Here is a 26,790-nt window from a genome sequence, read left to right as displayed (position 1 = left end):
TCTTAGTAGTATTTTTATTTTTTATAACTTAAGGCGGGTTAATCAAGTGATTTCAATACTCTATAATTTATTTAGTTGAAGCTTAGCAGAGGCGTTTTCTAAACTATCCGAAAACTTAGACAAATTTCAATGTGAAGCAAAATTCTCGGATAAAATAGAGTACTTATACGCTTTTCTTAACCCACCTTAGCAAAGTGTTTTTCAAGATTACATTTAGCGCGCATTGCTATGTGGCTACTGACCTTTCTGGCAAGTTCTATTACTAATAATTCAAGTTGTTCACGGCTATAACCAAGTAATACACAGCGTTTAAGTTGCTCGCTAACTAAGCTGCTGGCATCGTCTAGCGCAAATAAAGCGCCTAAAGAGGCAAGCTCAAATACCCTGTTGTTTTGCTGATCTAAACCAAAAGGTAGTTGGCCAAATGTGAGCGCGGTTTTTAGTTGCTGCTCTGTGCGTTTGATAAGCAACGTATGTGAACCTTTAATATCATCAAGGGACTTTAAAACCTCTAGTGCTAGCAATGCTTTTGGCACTCCAGAATACACACTGATATGCGGTAAAGTATCACACAACTCTTGCATTGAAACGCCATCATTCAATGCGTGCTGACATGCTCGTTTTAACAAGGGCTTGTCATGAACGGTGACCAAAGCAGCGATCGCGACAAACACAAATAAATCCGTGTTGTTATGGTTCATAATTTCTCTTTTGATTTTAGATATTGAATGTATTGAGGTTTTGTAGCTTTGGCTGATTGCAAAGAGCATGCAATCGAAAAATTGAAAATACATTATGGTTGATGATGGCGATTTCTGCTTGCCATAAATGATTTAATTTTTGCCTAAAATAACGAACTGTTACCTAAACTGGTCCTAACCTCAAATTACGGTGATACACTTAATTGAGTATTTCTTAGAGGTAATCTAAATGCGTCAGGCATTAATAGAAGCGGTTTAAGCGATAGCGATCGCAGACGGTAATTTTGAAACGGCGATTCCTGAGTTATTGGTGTTCAGACGAAGCGAAGTTTCTTTACCGATGGCCTGCGTGTATGAGTTAGGTCTGGGTATTAGCTTGCAAGGTGCAAAGCGAGTTGTGTTGGGTGAACATAGTTATGATTACACTGACGGCCAATCATTGGTGACCTCAGTCGATGTGCCCGTAGCTTCACAAATAACGCGAGCTAGTAAAGATCTGCCATTTTACGGCATTTACTTACGCTTAGATGCCCATGAAATCAGCCATATTGTTGCTGAAATGGAGTTTGCTGGGCAAGACAAGTTCCCTAAGCACCAAGCTATGTCGGTGGTTGATACTGACAATGGCCTGCTTGATGCTTTACTTAGGCTTATTCAACTCGACAAAGAGCCTCAATTAAAAGCTAACCTTGCGCCACTTATTAAAAAAGAAATTATATTGCGCCTGTTAAATAGTCCGCACAGCCCTTATTTAAGGCAAATTGTGATGTCTGGCTCTGCCCATCAAAAAATAGCCAAGATCTTATGTTGGTTAAAAGAAAACTACACGAGTCAATTTTCAATTGATGATTTAGCCCGTGATGCGCACATGAGTCCGTCGACATTTAGGTTACATTTTCGTGATGTGGTAAAGATGAGCCCATTGCAATACGTAAAAAACTTACGGTTGCAGGCGGCAAGGCAATTAATGCTGAATGAGCGAATTGATGTGGGCTCTGCGGCTTTAAAAGTGGGTTACGAAAGCCCATCGCAGTTTAGCCGCGAGTACACACGCTTTTTTGGCAAGCCACCGATAAAAGATATTTCGGCACTTCGGTTACAACAAATCGCATAAAAAAGGGAGCGCTTTGCTCCCTTGTACTTAAAATCGTCTTTTTGACATTCTTAGTTGTGAGTCAAACTCATCGGGGAATAAAATGGTGCCGTCGTCTTGGTCTGTTGGGAATACAGCAATGAGTAAGTCATCTTGCTCAAGGCCGGGTGTCCAGCGACTTAACCAGTCTTTTACAGGGATGGCTTTTGGCGTGCAGTCTTGCCATTCACCGGTTGCCCAGCTTTGGGCAAATTCACGGCTAGGCCACACAGGCACGCAGTCGTCGTCTTCGTTTGAGAGCATGACGCAGCCATGTTCATCATTGAGGATCCACACTTGTTTAAACTCTTGAACCGTTTCAAACATATAAGCGAGTCGTTTCTTAGCGCCTAAGGCGAGTACAGCATCAAATTCAGTTTCAACACGTTTAGCAGTTGCATTATTCATGACAGGCTCACTCTTTTAGTTATACACAGCTACACCTTAATCATAAGGTGATAAATTAATATGACAAGTAAAGTTAATAGCTAAATTAATTTACTAATGCGGCAAATAGATCGTCAGCAAGTTGTTGCAGAGATTTAGGGTCTTGATTTGTCAGCGCATAGGTACGAATACCGTATATGCCCATGACTAAAAAGCGCGCCAACTGTTGAGCTGACTTGCTACTTACAAATTCGTGGTTATCTAGGGCTTTTTGAAGTTGTTCAGCGAGGGCATGCTCATAAGCGTTTAAGTTACCACGCAGTACAGTGCAAATTTGTGGGTCGTTGCCTTCAACCTCAGAAATACTCTTTGTAAGCAAGCACACTTTAGCTACTTCACCTTCAATACATTCATCGACAATCACAGTTAAGTAATGTTTGAGGGTCGATAAAATTGATTGTTGGTCATTAAAAAGGTCAGTAAATTGTTGGTTTCTATCTTTTTGATATTGCTCGGTGGCGGCTAAAAATAAGCCTTTTTTGTTGCCATAAGCCGCGTAAATAGAACCCGGGTGAAGGTGAGTTACTTCTTTTAACTTTTGCATACTTGTCTTCGCATAGCCATATTGCATAAAAGCATGCATGGCTTGGCGAAGTACAAATTCAGTATCAAATTCAGCAGTTCTCATTAAAGCTCCTCACGGTATATAATACCAATCCGCAATAATACTTAGTCATTTTGAGGGATTAAACCTGTCGCTACCCGCGTTAAAAATTTCTGATTTAGAACAACTAAATAACGAAATTTTTGCCTTGATATCAACGAGGTTTTCTTGCCTCAAAATAGACCACTTAATTAAGCGAATTGGTATAAACGAAGTTTACGTAATCTTGAACGATTATTCAAAATAAACCTTGAAGTGTGTCTGTTTCGCCCTTATCTTGAATGTATGTTCAAGATAAGGATAAAACCATGACAACCGATTTACTTTCTCCGTTTAAATTAAACGACAGCATAGAGCTGCAAAACCGTGTACTAATGGCACCACTTACGCGCTGTATGAGCGACGATAACCTCGTACCTACACAAGCAATGGTTGATTATTATGCACGCCGTGCTGATGCGGGCTTAATTATTAGCGAAGCAACGATTATCCGCCCAGATGCCCAAGGTTATCCAAATACGCCGGGTTTATTTACTAGTGAACAAATACAAGGCTGGAAGAAAGTGACCGATGCTGTGCACGCTAAAGGCGGCAAAATGTTTGCTCAGCTTTGGCATGTTGGTCGTGTTGCTCATCCTCACTTTTTTGGTGGTGATGTACTGGCACCATCAGCAATTGGTATTGAAGGTTCGGTACCAAGAATGCGCGAGTTAACTTACGTCACTCCAAAAGCGGCAACCATCGAAGACATCCAAGGTTTGATTGCTGACTACGCAAAAGCGGCGGAAAACGCTATTGAAGCGGGTTTTGACGGGGTTGAAATTCATGGTGCGAATGGTTACTTAATTGATCAATTCTTACACTTTGCTGCCAACCAACGTGAAGACCAATACGGTCAAACACCAGAAAACATGTCGCGTTTTGCTCTTGAAGTCGTTGATGCAGTAGTGGCAGCAATTGGTGCAAATAAAACTGCATTACGTTTATCGCCAGGCGCGTATTTTAATATGACTGAAAGTGACGGTGATAAGGCGGTATTTGATTATCTATTGCCAGCCCTTGAAACACGTAACCTTGCGTACTTACATGTTGGTATTTTTGATGACAGCATGCGCTTTGCAAGCCTAGGTGATAAGTCGGCGTCTGAATATATGCGCGGTGCATACAAAGGTACCTTAGTCGGGGTAGGTAGCTATAGCTTTGAGTCAGCTAATCAAGCTATCGATAACAACCAATTTGACTTAATTGCGATTGGTCGCCCATTCATTGCGAACCCAGATTACATAAGTAAAGTTAAAAATGGTGAAGCGTTAACACCATACAGCGACGAAATGCTGGCTGAACTGATTTAAGCAAACCTAATAATATTGTCCAACCAACAAGCGCTCAGTTAATTTAACTGGGCGTTTTTTCTAATACTTTCTTATTTATTAAACAGTTAAGTCTTAAATCTGCCATGAAAATGCATTAATTGTTTAATTATTGTGTCAAAAATTTTGACCCTAAATGTCATACGCGCTCTGCATACTGTGCCCGCTTTTAAATACGTAACCTTGGAAAAACAATGAGCACAGTAACTAAAAAAACAAAGCTAAGCCTTGTAGTCGCAACGCTTTTAGCAACATCGGCAAATGCAAACACGAATAACGAAATTGAAGAAATTACCGTTGTTGCAAAGCCAACCAGTTATGCAAATAACGTTATTGAACCTGCCATGCTTGAGCAACAAAGTTCAGTATCAAGCGTGTTAGCCGTGATTGATAACCTACCGGGTATTAGCATCAACGAAGGTGATGCATTTGGTGGTGACGATTGGTCAACCACCATTACTATGCGTGGCTTTAGTATTGATGGTAATCAACAGCAATTAGGTATGACGATTGATGGTATTCCTAATGGTGGTTCTAACTATGGTGGCGGTGCAAAAGCAAACCGTTACTTAGACAGCGAAAACTTAGCAACGGTTGAAGTAGGGCAAGGTACTTCTGATATTGCCTCTGCATCACTCGAAGCATTAGGCGGCACTTTCAATTTTGTGAGTGCACAACCGAGTACCGAGCAAAGCACTACGTTTGCTTATACAACGGGCGATCATAACGCTAGCCGCTACTTTGTGAAGCACGAAACCGGCACTGTGTTTGATAACACGCAAGCCTATATCAGCTATTCGCAAACAGATACCAGCCGCTGGGTTGGTGATGGCAGCAATGGTGGTAAAGACAATCAGCACATTGAAGCGAAGTTTGTATCAGACTTTAGTGACTTAACTGTAACGGGTCGTGTTTCGTATGATGATGTTCACGAAATTAACTATAACAGCATTAGCATTAGCGAGTTTGAACAAAACCCTGATTGGGATCGTTTAACTTGGAATTGGACTGGCGTGCCGCATTTTGATCAAATGTTTGCTGAGGGCTGGGGTACACTGCGTGAAAATACCCTTGCGTATGTAAAGTTTGATTACGCGTTAAGTGCCACTTCAAACTTAAGCTTGTCGCCGTATTACCATAAAAACTCGGGTCGTGGCGATTGGATCCCGCCTTATCTAACGTCACCGGTTGATGGCGATGGCAATCCAACAACGATTGGTGGTGAAAACGCTGGCAGCTACGGCTTTACAGATAGTGACGGTAATCCACTTGCACCTGCTGCTGGTTGTACGGCAAGTTTAGAATGGCCATGGTCTTCAGGCCCTGGCTTAAACCCAGCCTGTTACCCAGATGATGCTATTCCTGTTATGTCGTATCGTCATACTCACTATAAAAAAGACCGCTTAGGTATGACTGGCGAGTACCAAGTAACCCTTGGCAACCATGACATTGAAGCCGGTTTTTGGTTTGAACAAACAGACCGTGATGAGTCACGTGACTGGCATGAAGTTATTGATGCCCGTGTCTATCATCACTTTGACCATACGCCGTATTGGACACAGTACAAGAACACCTTCGAAACAGATACATTCAAATGGTACGTACAAGACTCAATCAGTTTAGGCGACTTCACACTTAATTTAGGTGCTAAACAGTACCTTGTTGAGCTGCAGCGTTATAACCATTTTGAAGATGAATACTCAGATAAAATCGACAGTGATTCAGATGTGCTCTTCAGTGGTGGTGTGCTTTATCAGCTATCTGCAAGTACAGAGCTATTCACCAGCTACAGCGAAAACTTTGCGGCAATTAAAGATGGTGTACTTGAACGTGATTCATCAACACTGACCGAAATTGAACCAGAAACAGCTGAAAACATCGACCTAGGTGTGCGTTACAGTGATGACCGCTTAAGCTTAACGGCAACAGCTTACAGCATTGAGTTTGATAACCGCATTACCTTTATTGCACCGGGCAGTGATACAGATGGAATTGATTACACCATTGGCACGAACGGTTCTTACATCAACGTTGGTGGTATTGAGTCAACGGGTGTGGAGCTTTCAGCAAGCTATATGCTGACTGACAAATGGAATCTTTACACATCGTATACCTACAATAACTCTGAGTATCAATCGAACGATCCAAGTGCTTACAACAGCGATGGTGAGCTACTTGAGGATGCATCAGCCAGCTTTAAAGCGGGTGATGAAGTGATTGACTCAGCACAAGATTTATTTGTGGTATCGGCAGACTACTACAGTGGTGATTTCCGCTTTGGTTTATCGGCTAAATACACAGGTGAGCGTTTAGGTGCATGGACTGATGAGCAAACACGTTCGCGTAATGAGGTTGATGGTTACACCTTGGTTGATTTAAACATTGGTTATAACACCAGTCTTGATTCAGGTGTGTTTAAATCAATCGACCTTGCATTTGTGGTGAATAACCTGTTTGATAAATCATATCTCGCAGGTGGCACAGGTAATGGTTCAACCTACTTTATTGGTGCACCACGTACCGCAGCTTTAACAATTACAGCGCAGTTTTAAGTAATAAGCTAACGTTTTAAATTGCCCATCGTTGATGGGCTTTTTTGCAGGTGAAATATGAAAAAATTAATTTTAGCCACGGTGGTGGTAGCGGCATCACTATTAAGCTTAAACAGTAAAGCTGCCGACAATGTTGTGCTCGTTACTCTTGATGGGCTTCGCTGGCAAGAAGTGTTCTCTGGTGCAGATAAAAACCTAATCGATAACACTGATTTTGTTGCAGATACAGATGAACTAAAGGCGCTTTTTTGGCGAGATGACCAAGCACAGCGAACTCAGGCGTTAATGCCATTTTTTAGTGAAACACTGGCAAAGCAGGGCGTTTTGATTGGCGATAGAACTCAAGGCTCATTGATGTCGGTAAGCAACCCGTGGTATTTCTCATACCCAGGTTACAGTGAAATTTTAACTGGCATAGTAGATGAGAATATCGATAGCAACGATAAAGTGCCTAACCCCAATAAAACCATTTTAGAGAGTTTAAATTCTCAGCCAGAGTTTAAAGGTAAAACTGCGCTTTTTGGTAGCTGGGATGTGTTTCCTTATATTGTAAATCGTGAGCGCAGTGGGGTTTATGTTAATGCTGGCTTTGAATCCTTTGATGCAGTGAACTCAGCCGAAGTGACTCTGCTAAACCAAATGCAAAGCGAGATCCCAAGCCCTTGGCACAATGTGCGCCTCGACAGCTTTACCTACCGATTTGCCAAACAATATTTATTAAATAAACAGCCGCGTTTGCTTGTTATTAGCTTGGGTGAAACCGATGATTTTGCTCATAACGGTAAATACGATGCCTATTTAAAATCGGCTAAACAAAGTGATGCGTTTATCCGTGACCTTTGGCAAACAATTCAACAAACACCGGGCTATAAAGACAATACCACATTGATCATCACGACCGATCATGGCCGTGGCAGTCATGCTGATGATTGGCAACATCATAGTTCTAAGCGTGCTTTAGCTCGTTCAGAGCAAGGAAAGCAGCGTTTTCCAAACGGCATTGTTGGCTCTGAGCATATTTGGTTAGCAGCCATTGGCCCAGATATAAAAGCAACAGGCTTAATTAAGCCAAGCAATGAGCTTAAACAATCGCAAGTAGCGGCAACTGTGCTGAATATTTTAGGCGTCAACAGTCAGCAAGTTAACCCGAAGATGGCAGCGCCGATTAAGGAGATTTTAAAATGAGTTTCACTCTTCGTTTATTTAAAAGCGCCTTATCTGGGTTAATGCTGGTTAGTTGTGCGAGTGCGATTGCTGCGCCAAGTAAAATTCTGTTTGGCTCATGTGGTCATCAAGACAAGGCTATTCCAATTTTTGATGCCATCAACAAAGAGCAAGCCGATTTATTTATGTTCCTTGGCGATAACATTTATGGAGATACCGAAGATATGTCGGTACTTGCCGATAAATATCAACGTTTAGGGCAAAAGCCGGGCTTTAAAACATTACGTGCGAATACGCCAATCATTGCCATGTGGGATGACCACGATTATGGCGAAAATGACGCTGGCAGCGAATACCCAAAAAAACAGCAATCACGAAAAATCATGCTCGACTTTTGGCAAGAGCCAGCAGGTTCTGCTCGCAGAACTCGTGAAGATGGTATTTACACTTCGTACACGTACGGTGAAGGCGAGCAAACAGTAAAAGTAATCATGCCTGATCTGCGTTTTAATCGTGCGCCGTTAAATCATGTATCAGCGATGACCTATCAACTTGAGCGTAAACCGGCAAAACAAGGGCCTTATAGTCCAACAACCGATAAAAACGCCTCTATGCTTGGCGAAAGCCAATGGCAATGGCTCGAACAAGAGCTTAAGTCAGATGAAAAGATAAAAATCATTGCCTCAAGCTTACAGTTATTGGCTGATTTTACAGGCTGGGAGTCATGGGCAAATTATCCGGCTGATCGTGAGCGTTTATTTGCGCTTATTAAAAAACATAAAGTAAATGGTGTGATTATTGTCAGTGGTGATACTCACTGGGGTGAGCTGTCTAAATATCAACAAAACCTAGATTACCCGTTATATGAAATGACCAGCTCAGGGCTTACAGAAAAGTGGAAAGATGTTAGTCCTAATAAACACCGTGTGGGTGATTACACTCATGAAGTTAACTACGGCGACTTAACAATCGATTGGCAAAAAGCAGATCCTACCATTCGTATTGCGCTTAAAGGTATTAAGGGTGATGAGATCATGCACACCGAGTTCGCGTTATCGACGATAAGCCCATACCAGTAAATATTGCCAGCTGCGCATATATTTAACACATGCCCGCAGCTCATACCCGTAAACATGGAATAAGCCTTGTTTGCGGGTATTTCTCTCTATCCCATCTAATTAAAATATCTTACACTGTGTCAATTAGTTAGTTTCAAGCAAGGACAGTGTAGAGTGCTGAATATAATTCAATCAAATCGCATGGAAGCACTGCAAGAGCTTTTTCATAAAGTTATTAAAGTTAATCCATTAACGAGTCTCTTTAAAAAAGAAATTGTGCTTGTGCAGTCACCGGGTATGTCGCAGTGGCTAAAAATAGGTTTAAGTGAACACTTAGGGATTGCCGCTCAGGTTGATTTTCCGCTGCCTTCAAGTTTTATATGGCAGCTTTACCAACAATTGCTGCCTGATGTACCCAGTGAATCACCGTATAACAAAGCTAACCTTGCTTGGAAGCTGTTTGCGATTTTACCAAACTGCATTGATGAGCCGCTGTACTTACCACTTAAAACCTATTTAGATGGTGACAGTGAAGGGCAAAAAACCTTTGCCTTGTGCGAGAAAATTGCCGACGTTTATGACCAATATTTAATGTATCGCCCCAATTGGATTGCCACTTGGGAGCAGGGCATCGATGAACTTGATGATGTTGATGTGGGCATTGCGCCATGGCAGGCAGATCTCTGGCGTAAGCTGGTGGCGCATAGTAAAGAACTTGGGCAAAGCCAATATCACCGCGCCAATATGCAAGACAAACTCCTTGCAGCCCTTGAAAAAATGGACGCAAGCCTATTACCTGAGCGCATTAGTTTATTTGGTATTTCTGCAATTGCGAGCAGCCAGCTTGAAGTGTTTCAGGCCATTGCGAAAAAAACGCAGGTATTTTTGTTTTTCTTTAACCCCAGTGAACATTACTGGGGCGACACACTCGATGAGAAAACAGCAGCCAAGATTGCTGCTAAATATGCCAAACGCCCGCAGTTACAAGCGCTTGAAGACAGCGCTAAAAACCCTGATCACGAGTATTTTTTTATTGGTAACCCGTTACTCTCGTCGTGGGGTAAATTAGGACGAGACTATTTTGAGCAGTTACTACAATTAGACGCGCAGTGGCTTGACGGATTCGATAACGAGTTTGATCAAAGCTTGTTATCGCAAATTCAGTCTGAAATTTACCAATTAGCCTTCAAGGGGGAGTCATTAACGCCTGATAAAGAATGGTTTATTAATGACGAAGGCAAATTGCCGATTCAGGCAGACGATACCAGTATTGTGCTGAGCGATTGTCACACGCCACTACGTGAAGTCGAACGACTACATGATTACTTGCTCAATCTATTCAATGAAAATAAAGCGCTAACACCAAAAGATATTATTGTAATGATGCCGGATGTTGGCACATACAGCCCGTATATTGAGGCGGTGTTTGGTGGTGCCGAAGGGCGACGTTTTATTCCTTATGCGTTAGCCGATTTAGCCATAGAACAAGAAAAACCCGTACTTAGCTCGTTTGCCAGTTTAGCTGATTTACCATACTCACGCTTTGGTGTGTCTGACATTCTTGATTTACTGCAAGTTACACAAATTGCCGAAAAGTTTAACCTCGAACCTCATGAATATGAGCAAATTGGTTTTTGGCTTGAACGCGTTGGCGTTAAATGGGGCTTAGATGCCGCACACAAAGACAGTTTTGGCTTACCAGCAATAGATTTAAACACTTGGCAACATGGCCTCAACCGTTTGTTACTTGGCGTTGCACAACGGGATGAACAACTGCCTTTCTCGGGGATTTACAGTGCCGATGAAGTTGAAGGCATGGCACTGAATACCTTAAATAAACTCATTGAATTTATTGATGTACTGGCCCGTTATAAAGCTAAGCTTCAAGCCGATGCACCGCTTAACGAAAAGGCAGAAATTCTAAAAGAGTTATTAAACGATGTGTACAGCGATGAAGGCGAACAAAGCTGGGATTTATTAGTGCTGCAAAAAGTGCTCGATACACTGATTAAGCATTATGACAATGGCGATTACCAACAAGCTGTTTCGCAGCGCATTGTTAGTTACCTTGTAAAACAAGGTATTCAAGAAAAAGGCGTAGGGCAGCGCTTTTTAGTGGGGCAAGTTAACTTTTGTACGCTGATGCCAATGCGTGCGGTGCCATTTAAAGTGGTGTGCATGCTAGGTTTAAATGATGCAGATTACCCGCGCACAGTTCAGCCAATTGGTTTTGACTTAGTTCCATACTCAAAACGCCAAAAAGGCGACCGCTCTCGCAAGCTCGACGACCGTTACCTGTTTTTAGAAGCGATTTTAAGTGCCCGTGAGAATCTATACATCAGTTATATTGGCCGTTCTTGCTTTGATAACCAACCAAGAATGCCCTCAACCTTAGTGAGCGAGCTTTTGGAATACATAGCCCGTAGCTTTGAGTTTGCTGATCAAGACACTCACTTAAAGCTACCAGAGGCGCTAATTAATTATCAGCACTTACAGCCATTTAACTCGGCTTATTATCTAACAGAGAAAATTGATGACGAGCAAAAAGCAAACAAACCGTTAGCCACACAATTACACAGCTATAACCCTGTGTGGATGCCAACTCAAGCTGTTAACCCTGAGCCACAGCAAGCTCTTAGTGTTCAGCCAGAAAGCAGTGTTGAGTTAACTCAGTTTATTCGCAGTATTTGCCAGCCGCACGAGAGCTTTTATCAGCAAAGTTTGGGTTTACGCTTACCGCAATTTAACGATATCGCTAAAGATGAAGAGCCATTTAGTTTAGACGCATTACGTCGTTACTTTTACCTTGACGAAATTCTCGAAGCTAGCATTCAAGAGCAACCGCTTAACAAAGCGCAAATAATGCAGCGCGGTGAATTACCTCAAGCCCATGTTGGCGACCTTGTGTTTGAAAGTATGCAGCACCGAGTTGATGCGCTTGCTGGGCAAGTGAAAGCGCATATTCAAGGTGATGAAGCATTACCCGTTGAAGTAAATATTAAAATAGCCAACACCACTTTAGAAGGTTGGTTAAATCATATTTATGGTCAAAAACAGGTGTTTTATCGCACCGCCAGTATTAAAGCAAAAGATGTTATTCGCGGCTTTGTGCATCATTTAGCGGCGCAAATAATGGGGCAGCCGGTTGAAACCCTTATTCTTGGTTTAGACAAGCAAATTAGTTTTTCACCCTTGTCAGAAGACGATGCCCGCAGCTATTTAAACGATTGGTTTTCGCTTTATGAAACGCTTTTAACTCGCCCTGTGGCGTTTTTCCCGGTCAGTGGTTACGAGTACATAAAAACAGACAAAGATATGGTTAAAGCAAACAATAAGTTCGCACCGCAATACATAGGCATAGGTGAAGGTGAAAACCCGTATATTCGTTTAACCATAAAGAGCCTTAAAGACTGTGAAGAAGAGTTTATAAAATGGAGCGAGCTGCTGTTATCGCCAATTGTTGAATTAGCACAGGAGGCAGATCATGCAAACGCTTAATCCAATGAGTATGGCGCTGTGTGGGCAAAGCCTTATTGAAGCCAGTGCCGGTACAGGTAAAACCTACACCATCACAGGTTTGTATTTACGGTATTTGTTGGGCTTACAAAAAGCGACCGGTGAAGATGAACAATTAAATACGCCGCTGAGTGTTGAGCAAATACTGGTGGTGACCTTCACAGAGGCCGCAACTCAAGAAATTAAAGACCGTGTAAGGGCGCGTATAATCAATGCCAGAGATGCACTGCTTGGTAAAAAGCCCGATGATGAGCTGATTGAGCAAGTAATTGACGAGGTAACTGACAAACACGCCGCATTTGATTTATTAGACGCTGCGGCAAAGTCGATGGATGAAGCCGCTATATTCACCATTCATGGTTTTTGTCAGCGAATGCTGAAACAACATGCCTTTGAATCCGGCGTGGCGTTTAACTTAGAGTTTATTTTAGATGAGCGAGAGCTTATTCAAGAAACCCTTAATGACTTTTGGCGTGCCTTTGTTTACCCACAATCAAAAGAGCGCACCCAAGCAATTACCGATATTTTCCCTGTGCCAGCGTCACTGTACTCACAGGTGGTGAGCTTACTCAATAAACAAGGGGCAACGATTACCCCTGAGTACGACCTTGATGAAATATGGCAAGCGCGCGACAACTTTGTGGCAAAAGTACCAACATTTAAAAAGGCGTGCCGTGAGAGTGAATTTATTAATGCCGTAAAAGCGTCTGATTTAAGTGGTTCAAAAACCCCAGGTCGAAAAAACAGCCTTGCAGCGCTTGAAGAGTATATAAACAATGATGAGCTATTTTTTGTATTTGGTACCAGTAAATACTCGTTTGAAGTATGGGGCACAGAAAATTTAAGCGATCCTGCAAATTATAAGAAAAACGGCAGCTTGCTTAGTCATGAAATGCTGGCTCGTTTTGATGAAATGGCTGAACTGAGTAGCCTTATCAATAACGGCTTGAATATTGCGATAGTGCAATACGCAGCTAAATGGGTCGCAAATGCATTAGTTAAACGCAAGCAAGAACAAGGCGTGATCACCCCTGATGACTTATTAAGTAACTTGCATCAAGCGCTTTTAAGTGAGCAAGGCCAAGCGTTAAGTGAAAAAATTGCCGCCTTGTTTCCAGTTGCCATGATTGACGAATTCCAAGATACTGACCCAGTTCAATATGGTATTTTTAGCCGCATTTATGGCATTAAAAACACCACGCTTGCCATGATAGGTGATCCAAAACAGGCTATTTATGGCTTCCGTGGTGCAGATATTTTTACTTATATTGGCGCAAAACAAGCTGTTTCAGAGGATAAGCAATACACCCTAGATACCAACTACCGCTCAAGTGAAGGGGTTGTTGATAGTGTAAACCGTTTATTTGCTAAAAATGCTAATAGCTTTATTTACAACGATGCGATCCCATTTCAAAAGGTTAATGCCAAAGGAAAACAGCAAGACAAAGCGTTTTTAATAAACGGTGAAATGCCAATTGCGTTTGAATTTTCGGTTTTTGTTGATGAATACGCCGAAGCCAACAACAAGCCAACCAGCAAAGGGGTGGCTCAACAGGCATTGGCTTTGCAGTATACGAAAAAAATTACTGAGCTACTCAAGCAAGCTAATGCAGGCCATGCAACCATTGCAGGAAAGCCTCTCACGGCCGCTGATATCTGTGTGTTAGTGCGTGACCGCAACGAAGCCCAGCTGATGAAAACAGCACTGGCAGAAGCTGCCATTGCCAGCGTGTATTTGTCCCGTGATAGTGTGTTTAACCAAGAGCTTAGTCATCACTTACTGAACTTTTTAACTGCATTGCATGGACAGTATGATGAGTCGTTACTGCGTGGTGTGCTAGCCGGGCCGTTGTTTTGCTTAAGCTACAACCGTATTTATGAGCTTCACGAAAACGAAAGCGCATGGCAAGAGCATTTAAACTTTTTTGCTCAGCTTGCTCATATTTGGCATAAACAAGGCGCTATGGCGATGCTTGAGCGTTTATTAAGCCATAATGAACTTGCAGCACGTTGGCAAGGCTTAGGCTACAACGTTGAACGCTGGCTCACCGATTTCCGTCATTTAGGGGAAATCTTGCAGCAAAAGCAAATTGAGCTTGAGGGCACCCACAGATTACTGCGTTGGTTTGCGCAAAAAGTCAGTCAACAAGATGGTGAAGCGGTGCAAGTACGCCTAGAAAGCGATGCTAACTTGGTGAAAATTGTCACCATGCACGCCTCAAAAGGCTTAGAGTACCCGATAGTATTCATGCCGTTTGCCTGTGGTTATCGCGAAAGCAAAGAAGCCCTTTATCATAAAGACGGTAAGCTTATTTATGACCTTGCTAAAGGTGACGACGCAATGCAAAAAGCCGAGCAAGAGCGCTTGGCTGAAGATTTACGCTTACTTTATGTGGCATTGACTCGTGCCGTGCATTTTTGTTCAGTGGGTATGTATAACATTGCCCAAGGTCGCAGTGCTCGCCCAGGTATTCAAAGTACCAGTATCGGCCACGTATTATTTGCAGGGTTAGAGATCAAATCGGGCGATGAATGGCGCGCGTTGTTACAACAATTTTGTGATGGCTCTGCGCACATGCACTATGAGGCGTTTAGCGAAGCGGATGAGCTTGAAAAGTTAACATTTGCTGGTGCAGACAGTGAACAAGCCTATCAAGTTAATACTGTAAAAGCAGACATTCAGCGTGATTGGCGCTCAACCAGCTTTAGTAGCTTAACGCTGAAAAAGCATACTGATCATATTGAGCTTGGTCGCAGTGATGAAGATCACGAAAAAGATGAGTTTTTAGCCCAAAATGCCAATGCTTTAACACCTTACAGCTTCCCTAAAGGCGCAAAGCCGGGTAGTTGTTTGCATGAAATCTTTGAGCAATTAGACTTTACTGACCCTTATGCGTTAAAGCGTCCAGCCACTGAGCAAGACGACCACGCACTTGATAAAGTGATCAAAACGTTATTCGAAAAATACCATATTGACGATAGCTGGCAGGAAATGACCGAGCAGTGGATCCTTGCTGCACTGAATTGCCCATTAAATGATAAAGGGCTTAGTTTATCTGTACTTGAACCTGATACCTGTTTGGTCGAAATGGAATTTAACTTACCGCTGTTATCACTCTCAAGTGATAAGCTTAACCAAGTGTTAGTAAAACATTTTAACTTACCTGGTCAGCTTGATTTTAGTGAGGTGCAAGGCCTACTAAAAGGCTTTATCGATTTAATATTTTGCTGGCAGGGTAAGTATTATATTCTTGATTATAAATCGAACTTTTTAGGCAATAGTGCGACTGACTACCAACATGAGCAACTAGAGCAAGCCATGACCAGTCACCAGTATCATTTGCAGTATTTGATATATACCGTGGCATTGCACCGTTTATTAAAACAACGTATTCAAGATTACGATAGCGATATGCATTTAGGCGGTGTTTACTACACCTTCTTACGTGGTATGAGCGAAGGGCAAGGGGTGTATTTCAATCAGCTAACAAAACAGCAAATAACTGAGCTTGATAGCTTATTCGCACAAGGAGCCATGCTATGAGTCAAATGACATTCGGCTTTGATGACCATGAGCCAAACGAGCCAATGAATAAGCAACCAGAACAACATGCCCAAAGCGATTCAGTGTTGCCTGCTACAGAACTTAAAACACAGCCTTTACTGAGTTATTTGCTGGAGGCAAAACGTATTCGCTTAGTTGATGTGAAACTTGCAGAGCTATTGACTGGCACAGAAACAGTAGCCGGTTCACAAACACTGATAGAGAGTAACGAAGCAGCGCACAGTGAGGTTTTTTACCTGATTTTATTGCTTGCGGCCGCGCAGCAAAGTCAGCACAGCTGTTTAGAGCTCGTGACTATAAACTGGCAAAACCCGTTTGAAATAAGAGAACAAAGTTTAGCTGATGCCAGCATTGCAGCCCCTGATGTTTTAACCCCGTTTGATATGGAATTTGGCCTTGCTGAAGCCGTTGATAAACTAATGAATGCTGAGTGTGTCGGGGACGACAAACCACTGCTATTGTTTGCGAATAAACTTTATTTTGCCCGATTGGCAGAGTACGAAACCACACTGGCTTCGCGTTTACATCATTTAGCAACGAAAGAACTCACACTTGATGAAGCCGAATTAACGTCATTACTTGAGGTGTATTTTCCTAGCAGTGAACATACAACCAACCCAAGCGATCCTATTAAAACATTAAACTGGCAAAAAGTAGCCTGTGCGATTGCTGCAACAAAAGGCTTTAGTGTGATCACTGGCGGCCCGGGTACAGGTAAAACCACCACTGTAACTAAGCTATTGGCCATATTACAATCTTTGTATGCCAGTGCGCCGCTAACAATTAAGCTGGTTGCACCGACAGGTAAAGCGGCAGCGCGTTTAACTGAGTCGATTTTAGGGGCAAAGCAAAAGCTCAGTATGATCCCTGATAATATCGCGCCACTTATTCCTGACAGCGCGCAAACGATTCACCGTTTACTGGGGGTTATTCCGCATACCAATAAGTTTCGCCATAACAAGCGTAATCCGCTGCATTTAGATGTACTGATCATTGATGAGGCATCGATGGTAGATTTATCGCTTATGGCAAAACTAATCGAGGCACTTCCAAGCCATGCAAGACTTATTTTACTGGGTGATAAAGACCAATTAGCCTCGGTTGATACGGGCAGTATTCTTAGCGACCTATGCCAAGGGCTAGAGCTTGGCAAAATGCCTGATTACTGCAGTGAAAGAGCAGCGCAGCTTAATCGTGTTTGTTTTAATAATCAGAGCGAAATACCCGCGGCGAGCAGTCATTTTGTACTTAACGATTGTATTGCGTTTTTACAGCAAAGTTATCGTTTTGATGGCAGCAGCGGCATTGGTCAATTAGCTCAAGCTGTAAATACCAATAACAGTGGCTTACTGGGTTACGTTGAGCAAACGATTAATCAAGGTGGCTTTAAAGACCTTAAACTTAATTACAGCGAAATTAATAAACCGATTGAGCAATTTGTGCAACAAGCGGCGTTGCAATATCACGATTATTTGCAGCTTATCCAGCAAGGGGCAAGTGTTGCCAGTGTGCATAAAGCATTTGCGCATTATCAGTTACTGGCTGCCGTCAGAGAGGGTGATTACGGTGTAAATAGCCTTAATCAGCGTATTGAAAAAGCACTGGCTCAACAAGGTTTAATCTCGCCATATCAAAGGCATTACGTGGGTATGCCAATTATGATCAGCCAAAACGACTACCAGCTAAAACTGTTTAATGGCGACATAGGTATTTTAATGCACGATGAGCAAGGTCAGTTAAAAGCCATGTTTGTTGATGAGCAAGAAAATATTCGTGCCTTTTCACCCGCGCGTTTACCTGCTCACGACAAAGTGTATGCCATGACAATTCATAAGTCGCAAGGTTCTGAATTTGCTTATACCGCAATGATTTTACCACCAATAAAACAGGCTAATCAGGGCATTAACAGGCAATTGGTTTACACGGGGATCACCCGCGCGAAAACCACATTTGAGCTGGTGGCCGATAAAAATGTATTGCTTATGGCAATGAATAAATCTGTTACTCGTGCATCAGGTTTATACGATAGGTTAAAACATGGAGCTAGTTAAAGTAACGAGTGATCAACTCAACGAGTTAATGGGTTGGTTTAACTCAGAGGCTGAACTGCGTATTTGGTCTGGGCCATTTTTTAATTACCCATTTGATACGCAAAGCTTTAAGAATGATTTAAACCTAGATGCGCTGAATTCCTACACGTTGATTAATGACGAGGGCCAGATGTTAGGGTTTGGTCAATACTATTTACGTGAAGGTCGTTGCCATTTAGGGCGGCTAGTTATCGCGCCAAGTGAACGTGGTAAAGGTCTTGCAAAAGTGTTGATAAATTTACTAGGAGAGCAGGGGAAACAGCAATTTAACTGCGATAGTTTGTCGTTGTTTGTGTATAGCCACAATACCCTTGCTAAAACAGCCTATGAAAAACTGGGTTTTATACAAACCCAGTACCCCGCTGACATGCCACTCGATGGCTGTATTTATATGACTTGCTAAGAGCGTTTAAAGCTGCTTTTACGAAACAGGTTAGGTTGCCAGCCAAAGTGTATGGCGCCTAATCTTAAACATACCGTCACAGCAAATGCGCCAATAATGCACCAAATATAACTCACCTCAAGGGTGAATAAAGCCGCGTAAGTTAACCCGCCAGATAAGCAAGCGGTTGAATAAAGTTCTTCGCCCATTACTAAAGGCACTTCTCGGCAGATCACGTCACGCATCAGGCCGCCAAAAATACCCGTGGTCATACCCATGGTGATGGCTACAACCATATCTGCGCCGCCAATCAATGCCTTTTCGATACCAATAATGTTGAAAATAGCCATCCCTACGGCATCCATTAATAGCATGGTGGTGTTACTTAAATCGGGTAAGTGACGAATAGATAAAATAGAGGCGAATATGGCTATATAAGTTGCGTACAAATAATCAGGCTGAGCTATCCAAAATACTGGTTTGTTGAGCAATATGTCTCGAAGTGTGCCACCACCCAGAGCTGTGACTGTGGCAACGACCACCACACCAAAACCACCGACACTTTTTTCATGGCCCAGCAAGGTGCCCGAAATAGCAAAAAACGCTACACCGATAATGCTTAAAAAATGAAAGTACTCTGATGTCATGGGGTTTCCTTACCTGTTTATAGTAATCTAACCCTAGCAAAATGAACTTTATTGATGCTGAACAGCTAAGAAAATAGGGCGGGTAGTGATGTCACCCGCCGGTAAGAAAATTTTTATTATTTTAGGTAATCAACCACTAATTGCGTCATTGCATTTACGCCAAGCTGTAAAGCTTTTTCGTCTGCAAAAAAGTGTGGTGAATGGTTACTAGGTGCTGTAACTGCATCTTGACCTTTTGGTGTGACACCTAAGAAAAAGAACATGCCTGGTGTTTCTAAGGCGTAGTAACTAAAGTCTTCGGCACCTGTGATAAGTGGCGTTGTGATCAGGTTTTCTTTGCCAACCACACCAGCAAGAGTTGGTGTCATTTTCTTGGTTAATTCAACATCGTTCACTGTTACTGGGTAACCATGGTCAATGTGAACATGTGCTTCTGCGCCCCCTGATTCAGCTACCATCTCAGCGGTTTTAGCTAAACGTTTTTTAATGTCAGCACGCATTTCTTGGTCAAAGGTACGAATTGTGCCCACCATTTCAACTTCATTAGGGATGATGTTGTTACGCACACCGCCATTAATGGCACCAAATGAAACCACAGAAGGCGCTTTGGTTACATCAACTTGGCGTGAGGCAATGGTTTGTGTTGCCATGATAATTTGTGATGACGCCACAATTGGGTCAACCCCATTCCAAGGGCGTGAGCCGTGAGTTTGGCGACCTTTTACAGTTATTGTAAATTTGTCGGCGCTGGCCATTAGCGGCCCTTCACGAAAACCAATTTGTCCGGTATTAAGTGAGCTGGTTACGTGTAAACCAAATACGGCTTCTGGCTTTTCTTTAAATAAGCCTTCTTTAAGCATCAGCTCTGCACCGCCTTCTTCGCCATCTGGTGCACCTTCTTCAGCAGGTTGAAAGACAAACAGAATATCACCTGCTAGTTGGTCTTTAATTTTTACTAAAGACTCAGCTGCTGCCATTAAAATAGCCACATGGTTATCATGACCACAGGCATGCATTACGCCAACGGTATTGCCTTTGTACTCTGTTGTTTGAGTTGACGCGAAAGGTAAGTCTACTTGCTCTTTTACAGGTAGTGCATCCATATCTGCACGTAGCGCAATAAGCGGACCTTTTTTGCCCCCTTTAAGTTTGGCAACCACACCGGTATGAGCCACACCTGTTTGAACCTCAAGGCCGAACGAACGTAAATGCTTAGCCACATATTTTGCTGTTTCAAACTCACGGTTACTAAGCTCTGGGTATTGGTGTAAATGACGGCGCCATTTAATGACTTTTTCGCTGACGCTTTTATTGGCAGATTTAAGTTCAGTATTAATATCACTAGCAAATGCAGGGGTAGAAATAGCACTGAGAAGTAGGCTGGTCGAAAGTAGTTTGTTTAACATCCCGTATCCTTTTATTATTTAGATATCCAAACAACCTGTGAAACGCTGAATTCTGCATTTTGAGGTGGCTTGGATATATGCACACTACACCAATGTAAAGGATAAACACTTGAATGAACAAGACCTTTCGGTAATTAACCAAGACAAATGGTTTAAAAATCGCACACAATTATTTAGGGACAAGCTAGTAAAAAATGCTAAATTAATCACCTTAAATGCGGGTGATGCATTGTTTTTGCGTGGTGATGAAAATACCGGTCTGTATTGTGTTATTAATGGCGTGCTTAGAGTTTCTGGGGTTAATAGCCAAGGCAAAGAAGCCGTGCTCAGTTTTGTAACCAGTGCTATGTGGTTTGGTGAAGTTGCTCTGTTTGATGGTGGTAAGCGCACCCACGATGTGTATGCTCAAACTGCGGTACGACTTTTACACGTACCTGAGCGGGCATTAAGCCAGTTATTACAAGAAAGCCCTGCATATTGGCATGATTTTGGGCTTCTGCTTACCAATAAAGTGCGAAACCTGTTTGACTCATTAGAAGATCACGCACTCCTTACAGCAAAGCAAAAGGTAAGTAAGCGGTTGTGCATGCTTTATCAATCGTCACTCCAAAGCTGTTTGCCGCTTACCCAGCAACAACTTGCCGATATGACCTATTTAACACGGCAAACCATTAACCAAATATTACAATCCCTGCAAGCTGATTCAATTATTAATCTTAAATATCAAACGATTGAAATTATTGATATAGATAAATTGCAATCTCAAAGCTAGCTTGGAACTAAAATTGCTACAAGGTTGTAATCAAGCTTAAATGGAAGACACTTGTGGCAATTACATTTCATAATCAATATAACCCTTATCACGCTTCGGCTGTTGCTAAGCTGTCGCAAACGGCTCGCACTGAGGGTGTGAAAGCCATGCATAAGCCTGCATCTTCAGCACAACAACTTTTACAAAAGCAGTCTGAGTCCAGCTCTTTTTTAGCGCAGGCACAAGAAGCTTTGGTTTATCAGCGACTCGGGGTTGATAAAGAGAAAATTGATGAAATAAAAGCGCAAATAGAGAAGCTTGCTGAACAAATGCAACAACAAGGTGCCGATACTAAAGCACTGCAAGAAAAAATGAATGAGCTGCAAACGATGCTCGATGAAGAGTATCAAAAAGGTCGCGAACGCATGGATATGCGACCAGAAGCTGAAAAAGGCAAAGTTATTGATGCGCTGGTTTAATGTGTGAGTTTAAGCTAGCTACTTTAAATGTCGGCTAGTTGACATTCTTGATGGTAAATTTTCTGCTAATCTGAATTTTGAACACAGTTTTGGCAGGAAAAACAATGAAAACATTAAAACAACAACTGACAAATTACGCCCTTTATCACCGTTCTAAACGCAATATTTACACTCACTTTATTGGCATTCCATTAATTGTGTTTGCAATTATTTGTTTATTACAACGCGTCACGCTTATCTCAGAGCCTGCCGTTATCTCTTTAGCAACCGTGGTAATTGCACTCACCTGTCTTTATTACTTAATGCTTAGCTTATCTATGGGGTTAATTATGGCTGTATGCTTAAGTTTGTTAAGCATTGCTGCTGAGCCTGTGGTGTCGCTTTCAACAGAGTTATGGCTAGCTGTGAGCATTGGCAGTTTCGTTGTTGGTTGGGTGTTTCAGTTTATTGGTCACTATTTTGAAGGTAAAAAGCCAGCCTTTGTTGATGATTTAATTGGTTTGGTCATAGGCCCGTTATTTGTATTAGCAGAGTTCTTGATTATGCTTGGTTTTTATAAAGATATTGCTGATCATATCGAACAAAATGCAGGGCCTAACAAAGCATAACAACAATAATAAGGAACACACATGCAATTAAATGGTAAAACAGTTTGGGTTACTGGGGCATCTTCTGGAATTGGTGAGGCACTTTGTGAGCAATTGGCGGCAAAAGGGGCAACGCTAGTACTGTCTGCCCGTAATGAGGAAAAACTCAACGCTCTTAATACAAGACTCGGCGGTAATCATCATGTGGTCGCTCTTGATTTGGCAAAGCCCGAAGCCTTACTTGAAGATATGCCAGCAGTGATTGAGCGAATTGGCCGCATTGATGTGCTTATTAATAACGGTGGGGTGTCGCAGCGTAGTCTATTTTTAGAAAATGAATTTACTGTTTATCGCCAACTGATGGAAGTAAATTACTTTGGTTTAATTGCTTTAACTAAGGCGGTCGTACCACAGATGGTGAAGCAAGGTATGGGCATGGTGGTATCAATTAGCAGTGTAGCGGGTAAAGTCGGTTCAAAGTTCAGAACTGGGTATTCGGGTTCTAAGTATGCGGTTGTCGGCTTTATGGATTGCTTAAGAGCAGAACTAGCCGACAAAAATGTGAATTGCCTGACTATTTGCCCGGGTTCAATTAAAACAGCCATTGCGCATAATTCGTTAGATGGCCAAGGTAAACCGCAAAATAAGCCAGAGGAATCAATTGAAAACGGTATGGATGTGGCAAAAGCGGCTGCAAAAATGATTAAAGCCATTGAAGCCGAGAAAGATGAAGTTGTTATTGGTGAAGGAATAAGTGGTTTAGCACCGACTATCAAGCGTTTTTTCCCGGGCTTTTTTAATCGCCTCACAGCAAAAATGAACTACAGATAATTTATAGTCATTTGTTAGCGAATGATTCTCAGTAAACAATGCGCAACTTGGGTTGCGCATTTTTTGTACCAAATGGTCGGGTTATTATCACTTTAATCGATAAAAGGCACTAGTTTGCTATGGTTAAACGGGGATGGATTAGCATACAATGGGGTAAAAGTAGTCCAAACAAGAGAGAACAACAATGGCCGCATTTGGTACTGTATTTATGCCACAAATGATCCAAGCACGTTTTGCTGATAACTCATGGAGTGAAAGCGCGCTGGTCCCATCTGATAAAATCGAATTACATGCGGGTGCTCACGTATTACATTACTCAAGCACCTGTTTTGAAGGATTAAAAGCATTTCGTCACGAAGATGGCTCGGTCTATATCTTTCGTATGGATGCTAACATTGCTCGTATGAAACAAAGCTCTAAGTTACTAAACTTACCTGACTTTGACGAAAGCATGCTTGAGAAAATGATCAAAGACATTGTAAAAGAGTACGCAGACGAAACACCAACACCGCCGGGTTCAATGTATATTCGCCCAACTCACATTGGTACAGAAGCGGCAATCGGTAAAGCGGCTGCACCGTCAATGAGTTCCTTGCTTTATGTATTGCTTTCGCCAGTAGGTGATTATTTCTCAGGCGGTGCTACAGCATTACGTGTATTACTTGAAGAAGACGGCATGCGCTGTGCACCACACATGGGTATGGTTAAAAGTGGTGGTAACTATGCAAGTGCATTAGGCCCAATCTTAGAAGCTCGCTCAGAGCATCAAGCAGACCAAATTTTATTCTGCCCTGGTGGTGATGTACAAGAAACTGGTGCTGCAAACTTCATTCTAATTGATGGTGATGAGATCATCACAAAAGCACTTGATAGCACATTCTTACACGGTGTGACGCGTAATAGTATTTTAACGATTGCTAAAGACTTAGGTATGACAGTATCTGAGCGTAACTTTACTGTGTCTGAGTTACTAGAAAGAGCCGCTAAACCAGGTACTGAAGCTGCGTTATCAGGTACCGCTGCGGTACTTACCTCGGTTGGCACACTTATTCATAACGACCAAGAGTTTAAAGTGGGGTCAGGTGAACCAGGTGAGAAAGTTGCTAAATTACGCCAAGCATTGAATGATATTCAATGGGGTAAATCAGCAGATACTCATGGCTGGTTAACAAAAGTATAATCGCTGAGCAAATACATGCTTTGAAGAGCCACGTTACTACGTGGCTTTTTTGTTTTTACATTGGTTTACAGCAGTTCCTGTGTTTAACCGCAAATTACTAGACATTCTAATGCTTTAATTTTACTTTCATTTTATTAACAATAACTAAAAGTAAATTAATTATGATCAAGAAAACACTAGCATGTGCAATTGTTGTTGCATTGGCGGGCTGCGGTGAATCTACCCCAACAAAAACAGAACAAACAGTGAAAACTGCAGAGGTTAAAGCTGCTGTGAATTATCCAGAAACTAAAAAAGGCAATGTTGTTGATGAATACTTCGGTGAGAAAGTAGCCGATCCATACCGTTGGTTAGAAGACGATATGAGCGACGAAACAGCCCAGTGGGTTAAAGCCGAAAATGACGTTACCTTTTCTTATCTAAAAAATATTCCGTATCGCGATGAGCTAAAAACTACGCTTGAAAAGTTGATGAACTATGAAAAAGTCACAGCGCCATTTAAAGAGGGTGAGTACACCTACTTTTATAAAAACGATGGTCTGCAAAATCAGTATGTAGTTTATCGTAAAAAAGGTGACTCAGAAGCTGAGGTGTTCTTAGATCCAAATACTTTCAGTAGCGACGGCACAACCTCAATGTCGGGCTTAACATTCACAGAGGACGGCACGCTAGCGGCCTATCAAATCTCTGAAGGCGGCAGTGACTGGCGTAAAATTATCATTATTGATACAGCGACTAAACAACCAATTGAAGAAGCATTAGTCGATGTAAAATTCAGCGGTATCTCTTGGCTTGGCAACGAAGGATTCTATTATTCGAGCTACGATAAGCCAAAGGGTAGTGAGCTGTCTGCAAAAACAGATCAACATAAAGTTTACTACCATAAGTTAGGCACGGCACAAGCAGATGACCAATTAGTTTATGGTGGCACAGAGGCTCAGAAACATCGTTATATTGGTGCTGATGTAACCCGTGATAATCGTTATTTAATAATTGCTGCAAGTACTTCAACTTCAGGTAATAAACTGTTTATCAAAGATTTAACTAAGCCTGACAGCGAGCTAGTGACTATTTTAGATAACACTGACTCAGATACCTCAATTATTGATAATGACGGCTCGAAACTGTATTTAGTGACTAACTTAAACGCGCCAAATAAACGTGTAGTGACTGTTGATGCAGCTGATCCAAGCCCTGAAAATTGGCAAGATTTAATCCCAGAAACTGACAATGTGCTTAGCCTTTCAAAAGGTGGTGACTACTTCTTTGCTAAGTATATGGTTGATGCGATTTCACAAGTAAAACAATACGATAAATCAGGCAAATTGGTGCGTGACATCAGCCTGCCAGGTGTGGGTACTGCATATGGCTTTAGCGGTAAGCACGATGCACAAACGCTGTATTACTCATTTACTAATTACACTACACCAGGCAATACCTATTCGTTTGATGTTGAATCAGGTAAGTCTGATGTGTACCGCAAGTCGGGCGCTAAATTTAATAGCGAAGAATATATCTCTGAACAAGTGTTCTATACATCAAAAGATGGCACCAAAGTTCCGATGATTATTTCGTACAAAAAAGGCACCGAACTTAACGGTAAAAATCCGACTATTTTATATGGTTATGGTGGCTTTAACGTAAGCCTAACACCAAGCTACAGCCCTACAATTGCGGCATGGCTTGAGCACGGTGGTGTATATGCTGTTGCTAATATTCGTGGTGGTGGCGAATACGGTAAAGAATGGCATGTAAATGGTACACAGCTTAAGAAACAAAATGTATTTGATGACTTTATTGCTGCGGCTGAGTACTTAAACAAAAAACAATACAGCTCACCTGATTACCTAGCGGTACGTGGTGGCTCAAATGGTGGCTTATTAGTTGGTGCGGTTATGACACAGCGCCCTGAGCTATTTAAAGTTGCGCTTCCTGCTGTAGGTGTTTTAGATATGCTGCGTTACCACACCTTTACAGCGGGTGCTGGTTGGGCGTATGACTACGGTACGAGTGAACAAAGTAAAGAAATGTTCGAGTACTTAAAAGGCTATTCACCAGTTCATAATGTAAAAGAGGGTGTTAGCTACCCAGCAACCTTAGTAACAACAGGGGATCATGATGACCGTGTTGTGCCTGCGCATTCATTTAAGTTTGCAGCAGAGCTACAAGAAAAAGGTGCGAATCAAAATCCGTATCTTATTCGCATTGAAACAAATGCAGGCCATGGTGCAGGAACACCAACCAGTAAGATCATTGATCAATACGCTGATATTTATGGCTTTACCCTATACAACATGGGTATTAAATCGCTATAAGATATTACTTAAC

At 42.1% G+C, this 26,790-nt stretch carries 19 protein-coding genes and 1 pseudogene; 15 read left to right on the top strand and 5 right to left on the bottom strand.

What is annotated here, in order from left to right; all coding sequences use genetic code 11:
* Positions 1–176: 176 nt before the first annotated feature.
* A complete protein-coding gene (locus tag L1D51_RS11020) occupies positions 177–701 on the bottom strand; it encodes a carboxymuconolactone decarboxylase family protein (RefSeq protein ID WP_239963677.1) in 525 nt (174 codons plus the stop codon).
* Between the two features lie 262 nt (positions 702–963).
* On the opposite strand from L1D51_RS11020, the gene L1D51_RS21820 reads away from it, so the two are divergent.
* On the top strand, positions 964–1,815 hold the full coding sequence (locus tag L1D51_RS21820) for an AraC family transcriptional regulator (protein ID WP_338127939.1): 852 nt from the start codon (positions 964–966) through the stop codon (positions 1,813–1,815).
* A gap of 27 nt (positions 1,816–1,842) precedes the next feature.
* Here L1D51_RS21820 and L1D51_RS11010 read toward each other — a convergent pair whose 3' ends face one another.
* Positions 1,843–2,241 carry a DUF2750 domain-containing protein gene (locus L1D51_RS11010; protein ID WP_239963675.1) on the bottom strand — a complete coding sequence of 133 codons (399 nt, stop codon included), beginning with the start codon at positions 2,239–2,241 and terminating at the stop codon, positions 1,843–1,845.
* Between the two features lie 85 nt (positions 2,242–2,326).
* Complete coding sequence (locus L1D51_RS11005) at positions 2,327–2,908, bottom strand: TetR/AcrR family transcriptional regulator (RefSeq protein ID WP_239963674.1); 582 nt, start codon at positions 2,906–2,908, stop codon at positions 2,327–2,329.
* Positions 2,909–3,192: 284 nt separating this feature from the next.
* Here L1D51_RS11005 and L1D51_RS11000 point away from each other — a divergent pair, with 284 nt between their 5' ends.
* The 8 genes from L1D51_RS11000 (at position 3,193) to L1D51_RS10965 (ending at position 18,602) form a co-directional block, all read left to right on the top strand.
* Positions 3,193–4,236 (top strand): alkene reductase, encoded by a 1,044-nt coding sequence (locus L1D51_RS11000; protein ID WP_239963673.1) that lies wholly within the window; start codon positions 3,193–3,195, stop codon positions 4,234–4,236.
* Between the two features lie 212 nt (positions 4,237–4,448).
* Positions 4,449–6,806: a TonB-dependent receptor domain-containing protein gene (locus tag L1D51_RS10995; RefSeq protein WP_239963672.1), complete on the top strand. Its 2,358-nt coding sequence runs from the start codon at positions 4,449–4,451 to the stop codon at positions 6,804–6,806.
* Positions 6,807–6,863: 57 nt separating this feature from the next.
* Positions 6,864–7,991, top strand: coding sequence for a sulfatase-like hydrolase/transferase (locus L1D51_RS10990; protein ID WP_239963671.1), 1,128 nt, complete (start codon positions 6,864–6,866; stop codon positions 7,989–7,991).
* A gap of 41 nt (positions 7,992–8,032) precedes the next feature.
* Positions 8,033–9,049, top strand: coding sequence for an alkaline phosphatase D family protein (locus L1D51_RS10985; protein ID WP_239963679.1), 1,017 nt, complete (start codon positions 8,033–8,035; stop codon positions 9,047–9,049).
* Positions 9,050–9,202: 153 nt separating this feature from the next.
* Positions 9,203–12,526, top strand: a complete 3,324-nt coding sequence (recC, locus tag L1D51_RS10980; protein ID WP_239963670.1) for an exodeoxyribonuclease V subunit gamma — start codon at positions 9,203–9,205, stop codon at positions 12,524–12,526.
* Entirely contained in the window at positions 12,513–16,088 is a 3,576-nt protein-coding gene (recB, locus tag L1D51_RS10975) for an exodeoxyribonuclease V subunit beta (protein ID WP_239963669.1), read from the top strand. Before recC ends, recB begins: the two co-directional genes overlap by 14 nt.
* Before the next feature lie 5 nt (positions 16,089–16,093).
* Complete coding sequence (gene recD / locus L1D51_RS10970; RefSeq protein ID WP_239963678.1) at positions 16,094–18,160, top strand: exodeoxyribonuclease V subunit alpha; 2,067 nt, start codon at positions 16,094–16,096, stop codon at positions 18,158–18,160.
* Positions 18,147–18,602 (top strand): GNAT family N-acetyltransferase, encoded by a 456-nt coding sequence (locus L1D51_RS10965; RefSeq protein ID WP_239963668.1) that lies wholly within the window; start codon positions 18,147–18,149, stop codon positions 18,600–18,602. The genes recD and L1D51_RS10965 overlap by 14 nt, the downstream gene beginning before the upstream one ends.
* Here the strand turns inward: L1D51_RS10965 and L1D51_RS10960 are convergent.
* The gene (locus L1D51_RS10960) at positions 18,599–19,228 is read right to left on the bottom strand and encodes a trimeric intracellular cation channel family protein (RefSeq protein WP_054561309.1); all 630 of its coding nucleotides are present in this window, start codon (positions 19,226–19,228) and stop codon (positions 18,599–18,601) included. The genes L1D51_RS10965 and L1D51_RS10960 overlap by 4 nt on opposite strands.
* A 116-nt stretch (positions 19,229–19,344) precedes the next feature.
* The gene (locus L1D51_RS10955; RefSeq protein ID WP_239963667.1) at positions 19,345–20,634 is read right to left on the bottom strand and encodes an amidohydrolase; all 1,290 of its coding nucleotides are present in this window, start codon (positions 20,632–20,634) and stop codon (positions 19,345–19,347) included.
* Positions 20,635–20,743: 109 nt separating this feature from the next.
* Between L1D51_RS10955 and L1D51_RS10950 the strand changes: the two genes are divergently transcribed.
* The 6 genes and pseudogenes from L1D51_RS10950 (at position 20,744) to L1D51_RS10925 (ending at position 26,777) form a co-directional block, all read left to right on the top strand.
* Positions 20,744–21,406, top strand: a complete 663-nt coding sequence (locus L1D51_RS10950; protein ID WP_055021052.1) for a Crp/Fnr family transcriptional regulator — start codon at positions 20,744–20,746, stop codon at positions 21,404–21,406.
* Positions 21,407–21,459: 53 nt separating this feature from the next.
* Complete coding sequence (locus L1D51_RS10945) at positions 21,460–21,864, top strand: V-type ATPase subunit a family protein (RefSeq protein ID WP_239963666.1); 405 nt, start codon at positions 21,460–21,462, stop codon at positions 21,862–21,864.
* Positions 21,865–21,968: 104 nt separating this feature from the next.
* Positions 21,969–22,472, top strand: coding sequence for an Mpo1 family 2-hydroxy fatty acid dioxygenase (locus L1D51_RS10940; RefSeq protein ID WP_239963665.1), 504 nt, complete (start codon positions 21,969–21,971; stop codon positions 22,470–22,472).
* Between the two features lie 21 nt (positions 22,473–22,493).
* The gene (locus L1D51_RS10935) at positions 22,494–23,282 is read left to right on the top strand and encodes an SDR family oxidoreductase (RefSeq protein ID WP_054561314.1); all 789 of its coding nucleotides are present in this window, start codon (positions 22,494–22,496) and stop codon (positions 23,280–23,282) included.
* A 178-nt stretch (positions 23,283–23,460) separates the two neighbouring features.
* Positions 23,461–24,462, top strand: a pseudogene (locus L1D51_RS10930) (branched-chain amino acid aminotransferase); the annotation flags it as partial.
* 161 nt (positions 24,463–24,623) lie between these two features.
* Positions 24,624–26,777 carry a prolyl oligopeptidase family serine peptidase gene (locus L1D51_RS10925; RefSeq protein WP_239963663.1) on the top strand — a complete coding sequence of 718 codons (2,154 nt, stop codon included), beginning with the start codon at positions 24,624–24,626 and terminating at the stop codon, positions 26,775–26,777.
* Positions 26,778–26,790 lie beyond the last annotated feature (13 nt).

Source organism: Pseudoalteromonas shioyasakiensis, assembly GCF_022398475.1.
Taxonomy (GTDB): domain Bacteria; phylum Pseudomonadota; class Gammaproteobacteria; order Enterobacterales; family Alteromonadaceae; genus Pseudoalteromonas.
Note: the sequence above shows the minus strand (reverse complement) of the source record. Positions and strands in the feature narration are given on the sequence as shown.

Bases quoted from the DNA above. Each gene is read 5' to 3' on its own strand.
- L1D51_RS11020 (WP_239963677.1), bottom strand. From the start codon at position 701: ATGAACCATAACAACACGGATTTATTTGTGTTTGTCGCGATCGCTGCT.
- L1D51_RS11010 (WP_239963675.1), bottom strand. From the start codon at position 2,241: ATGAATAATGCAACTGCTAAACGTGTTGAAACTGAATTTGATGCTGTA.
- L1D51_RS11005 (WP_239963674.1), bottom strand. From the start codon at position 2,908: ATGAGAACTGCTGAATTTGATACTGAATTTGTACTTCGCCAAGCCATG.
- L1D51_RS11000 (WP_239963673.1), top strand. From the start codon at position 3,193: ATGACAACCGATTTACTTTCTCCGTTTAAATTAAACGACAGCATAGAG.
- L1D51_RS10995 (WP_239963672.1), top strand. From the start codon at position 4,449: ATGAGCACAGTAACTAAAAAAACAAAGCTAAGCCTTGTAGTCGCAACG.
- L1D51_RS10990 (WP_239963671.1), top strand. From the start codon at position 6,864: ATGAAAAAATTAATTTTAGCCACGGTGGTGGTAGCGGCATCACTATTA.
- L1D51_RS10985 (WP_239963679.1), top strand. From the start codon at position 8,033: ATGCTGGTTAGTTGTGCGAGTGCGATTGCTGCGCCAAGTAAAATTCTG.
- recB (WP_239963669.1), top strand. From the start codon at position 12,513: ATGCAAACGCTTAATCCAATGAGTATGGCGCTGTGTGGGCAAAGCCTT.
- recD (WP_239963678.1), top strand. From the start codon at position 16,094: ATGACATTCGGCTTTGATGACCATGAGCCAAACGAGCCAATGAATAAG.
- L1D51_RS10965 (WP_239963668.1), top strand. From the start codon at position 18,147: ATGGAGCTAGTTAAAGTAACGAGTGATCAACTCAACGAGTTAATGGGT.
- L1D51_RS10960 (WP_054561309.1), bottom strand. From the start codon at position 19,228: ATGACATCAGAGTACTTTCATTTTTTAAGCATTATCGGTGTAGCGTTT.
- L1D51_RS10955 (WP_239963667.1), bottom strand. From the start codon at position 20,634: ATGTTAAACAAACTACTTTCGACCAGCCTACTTCTCAGTGCTATTTCT.
- L1D51_RS10940 (WP_239963665.1), top strand. From the start codon at position 21,969: ATGAAAACATTAAAACAACAACTGACAAATTACGCCCTTTATCACCGT.
- L1D51_RS10935 (WP_054561314.1), top strand. From the start codon at position 22,494: ATGCAATTAAATGGTAAAACAGTTTGGGTTACTGGGGCATCTTCTGGA.
- L1D51_RS10925 (WP_239963663.1), top strand. From the start codon at position 24,624: ATGATCAAGAAAACACTAGCATGTGCAATTGTTGTTGCATTGGCGGGC.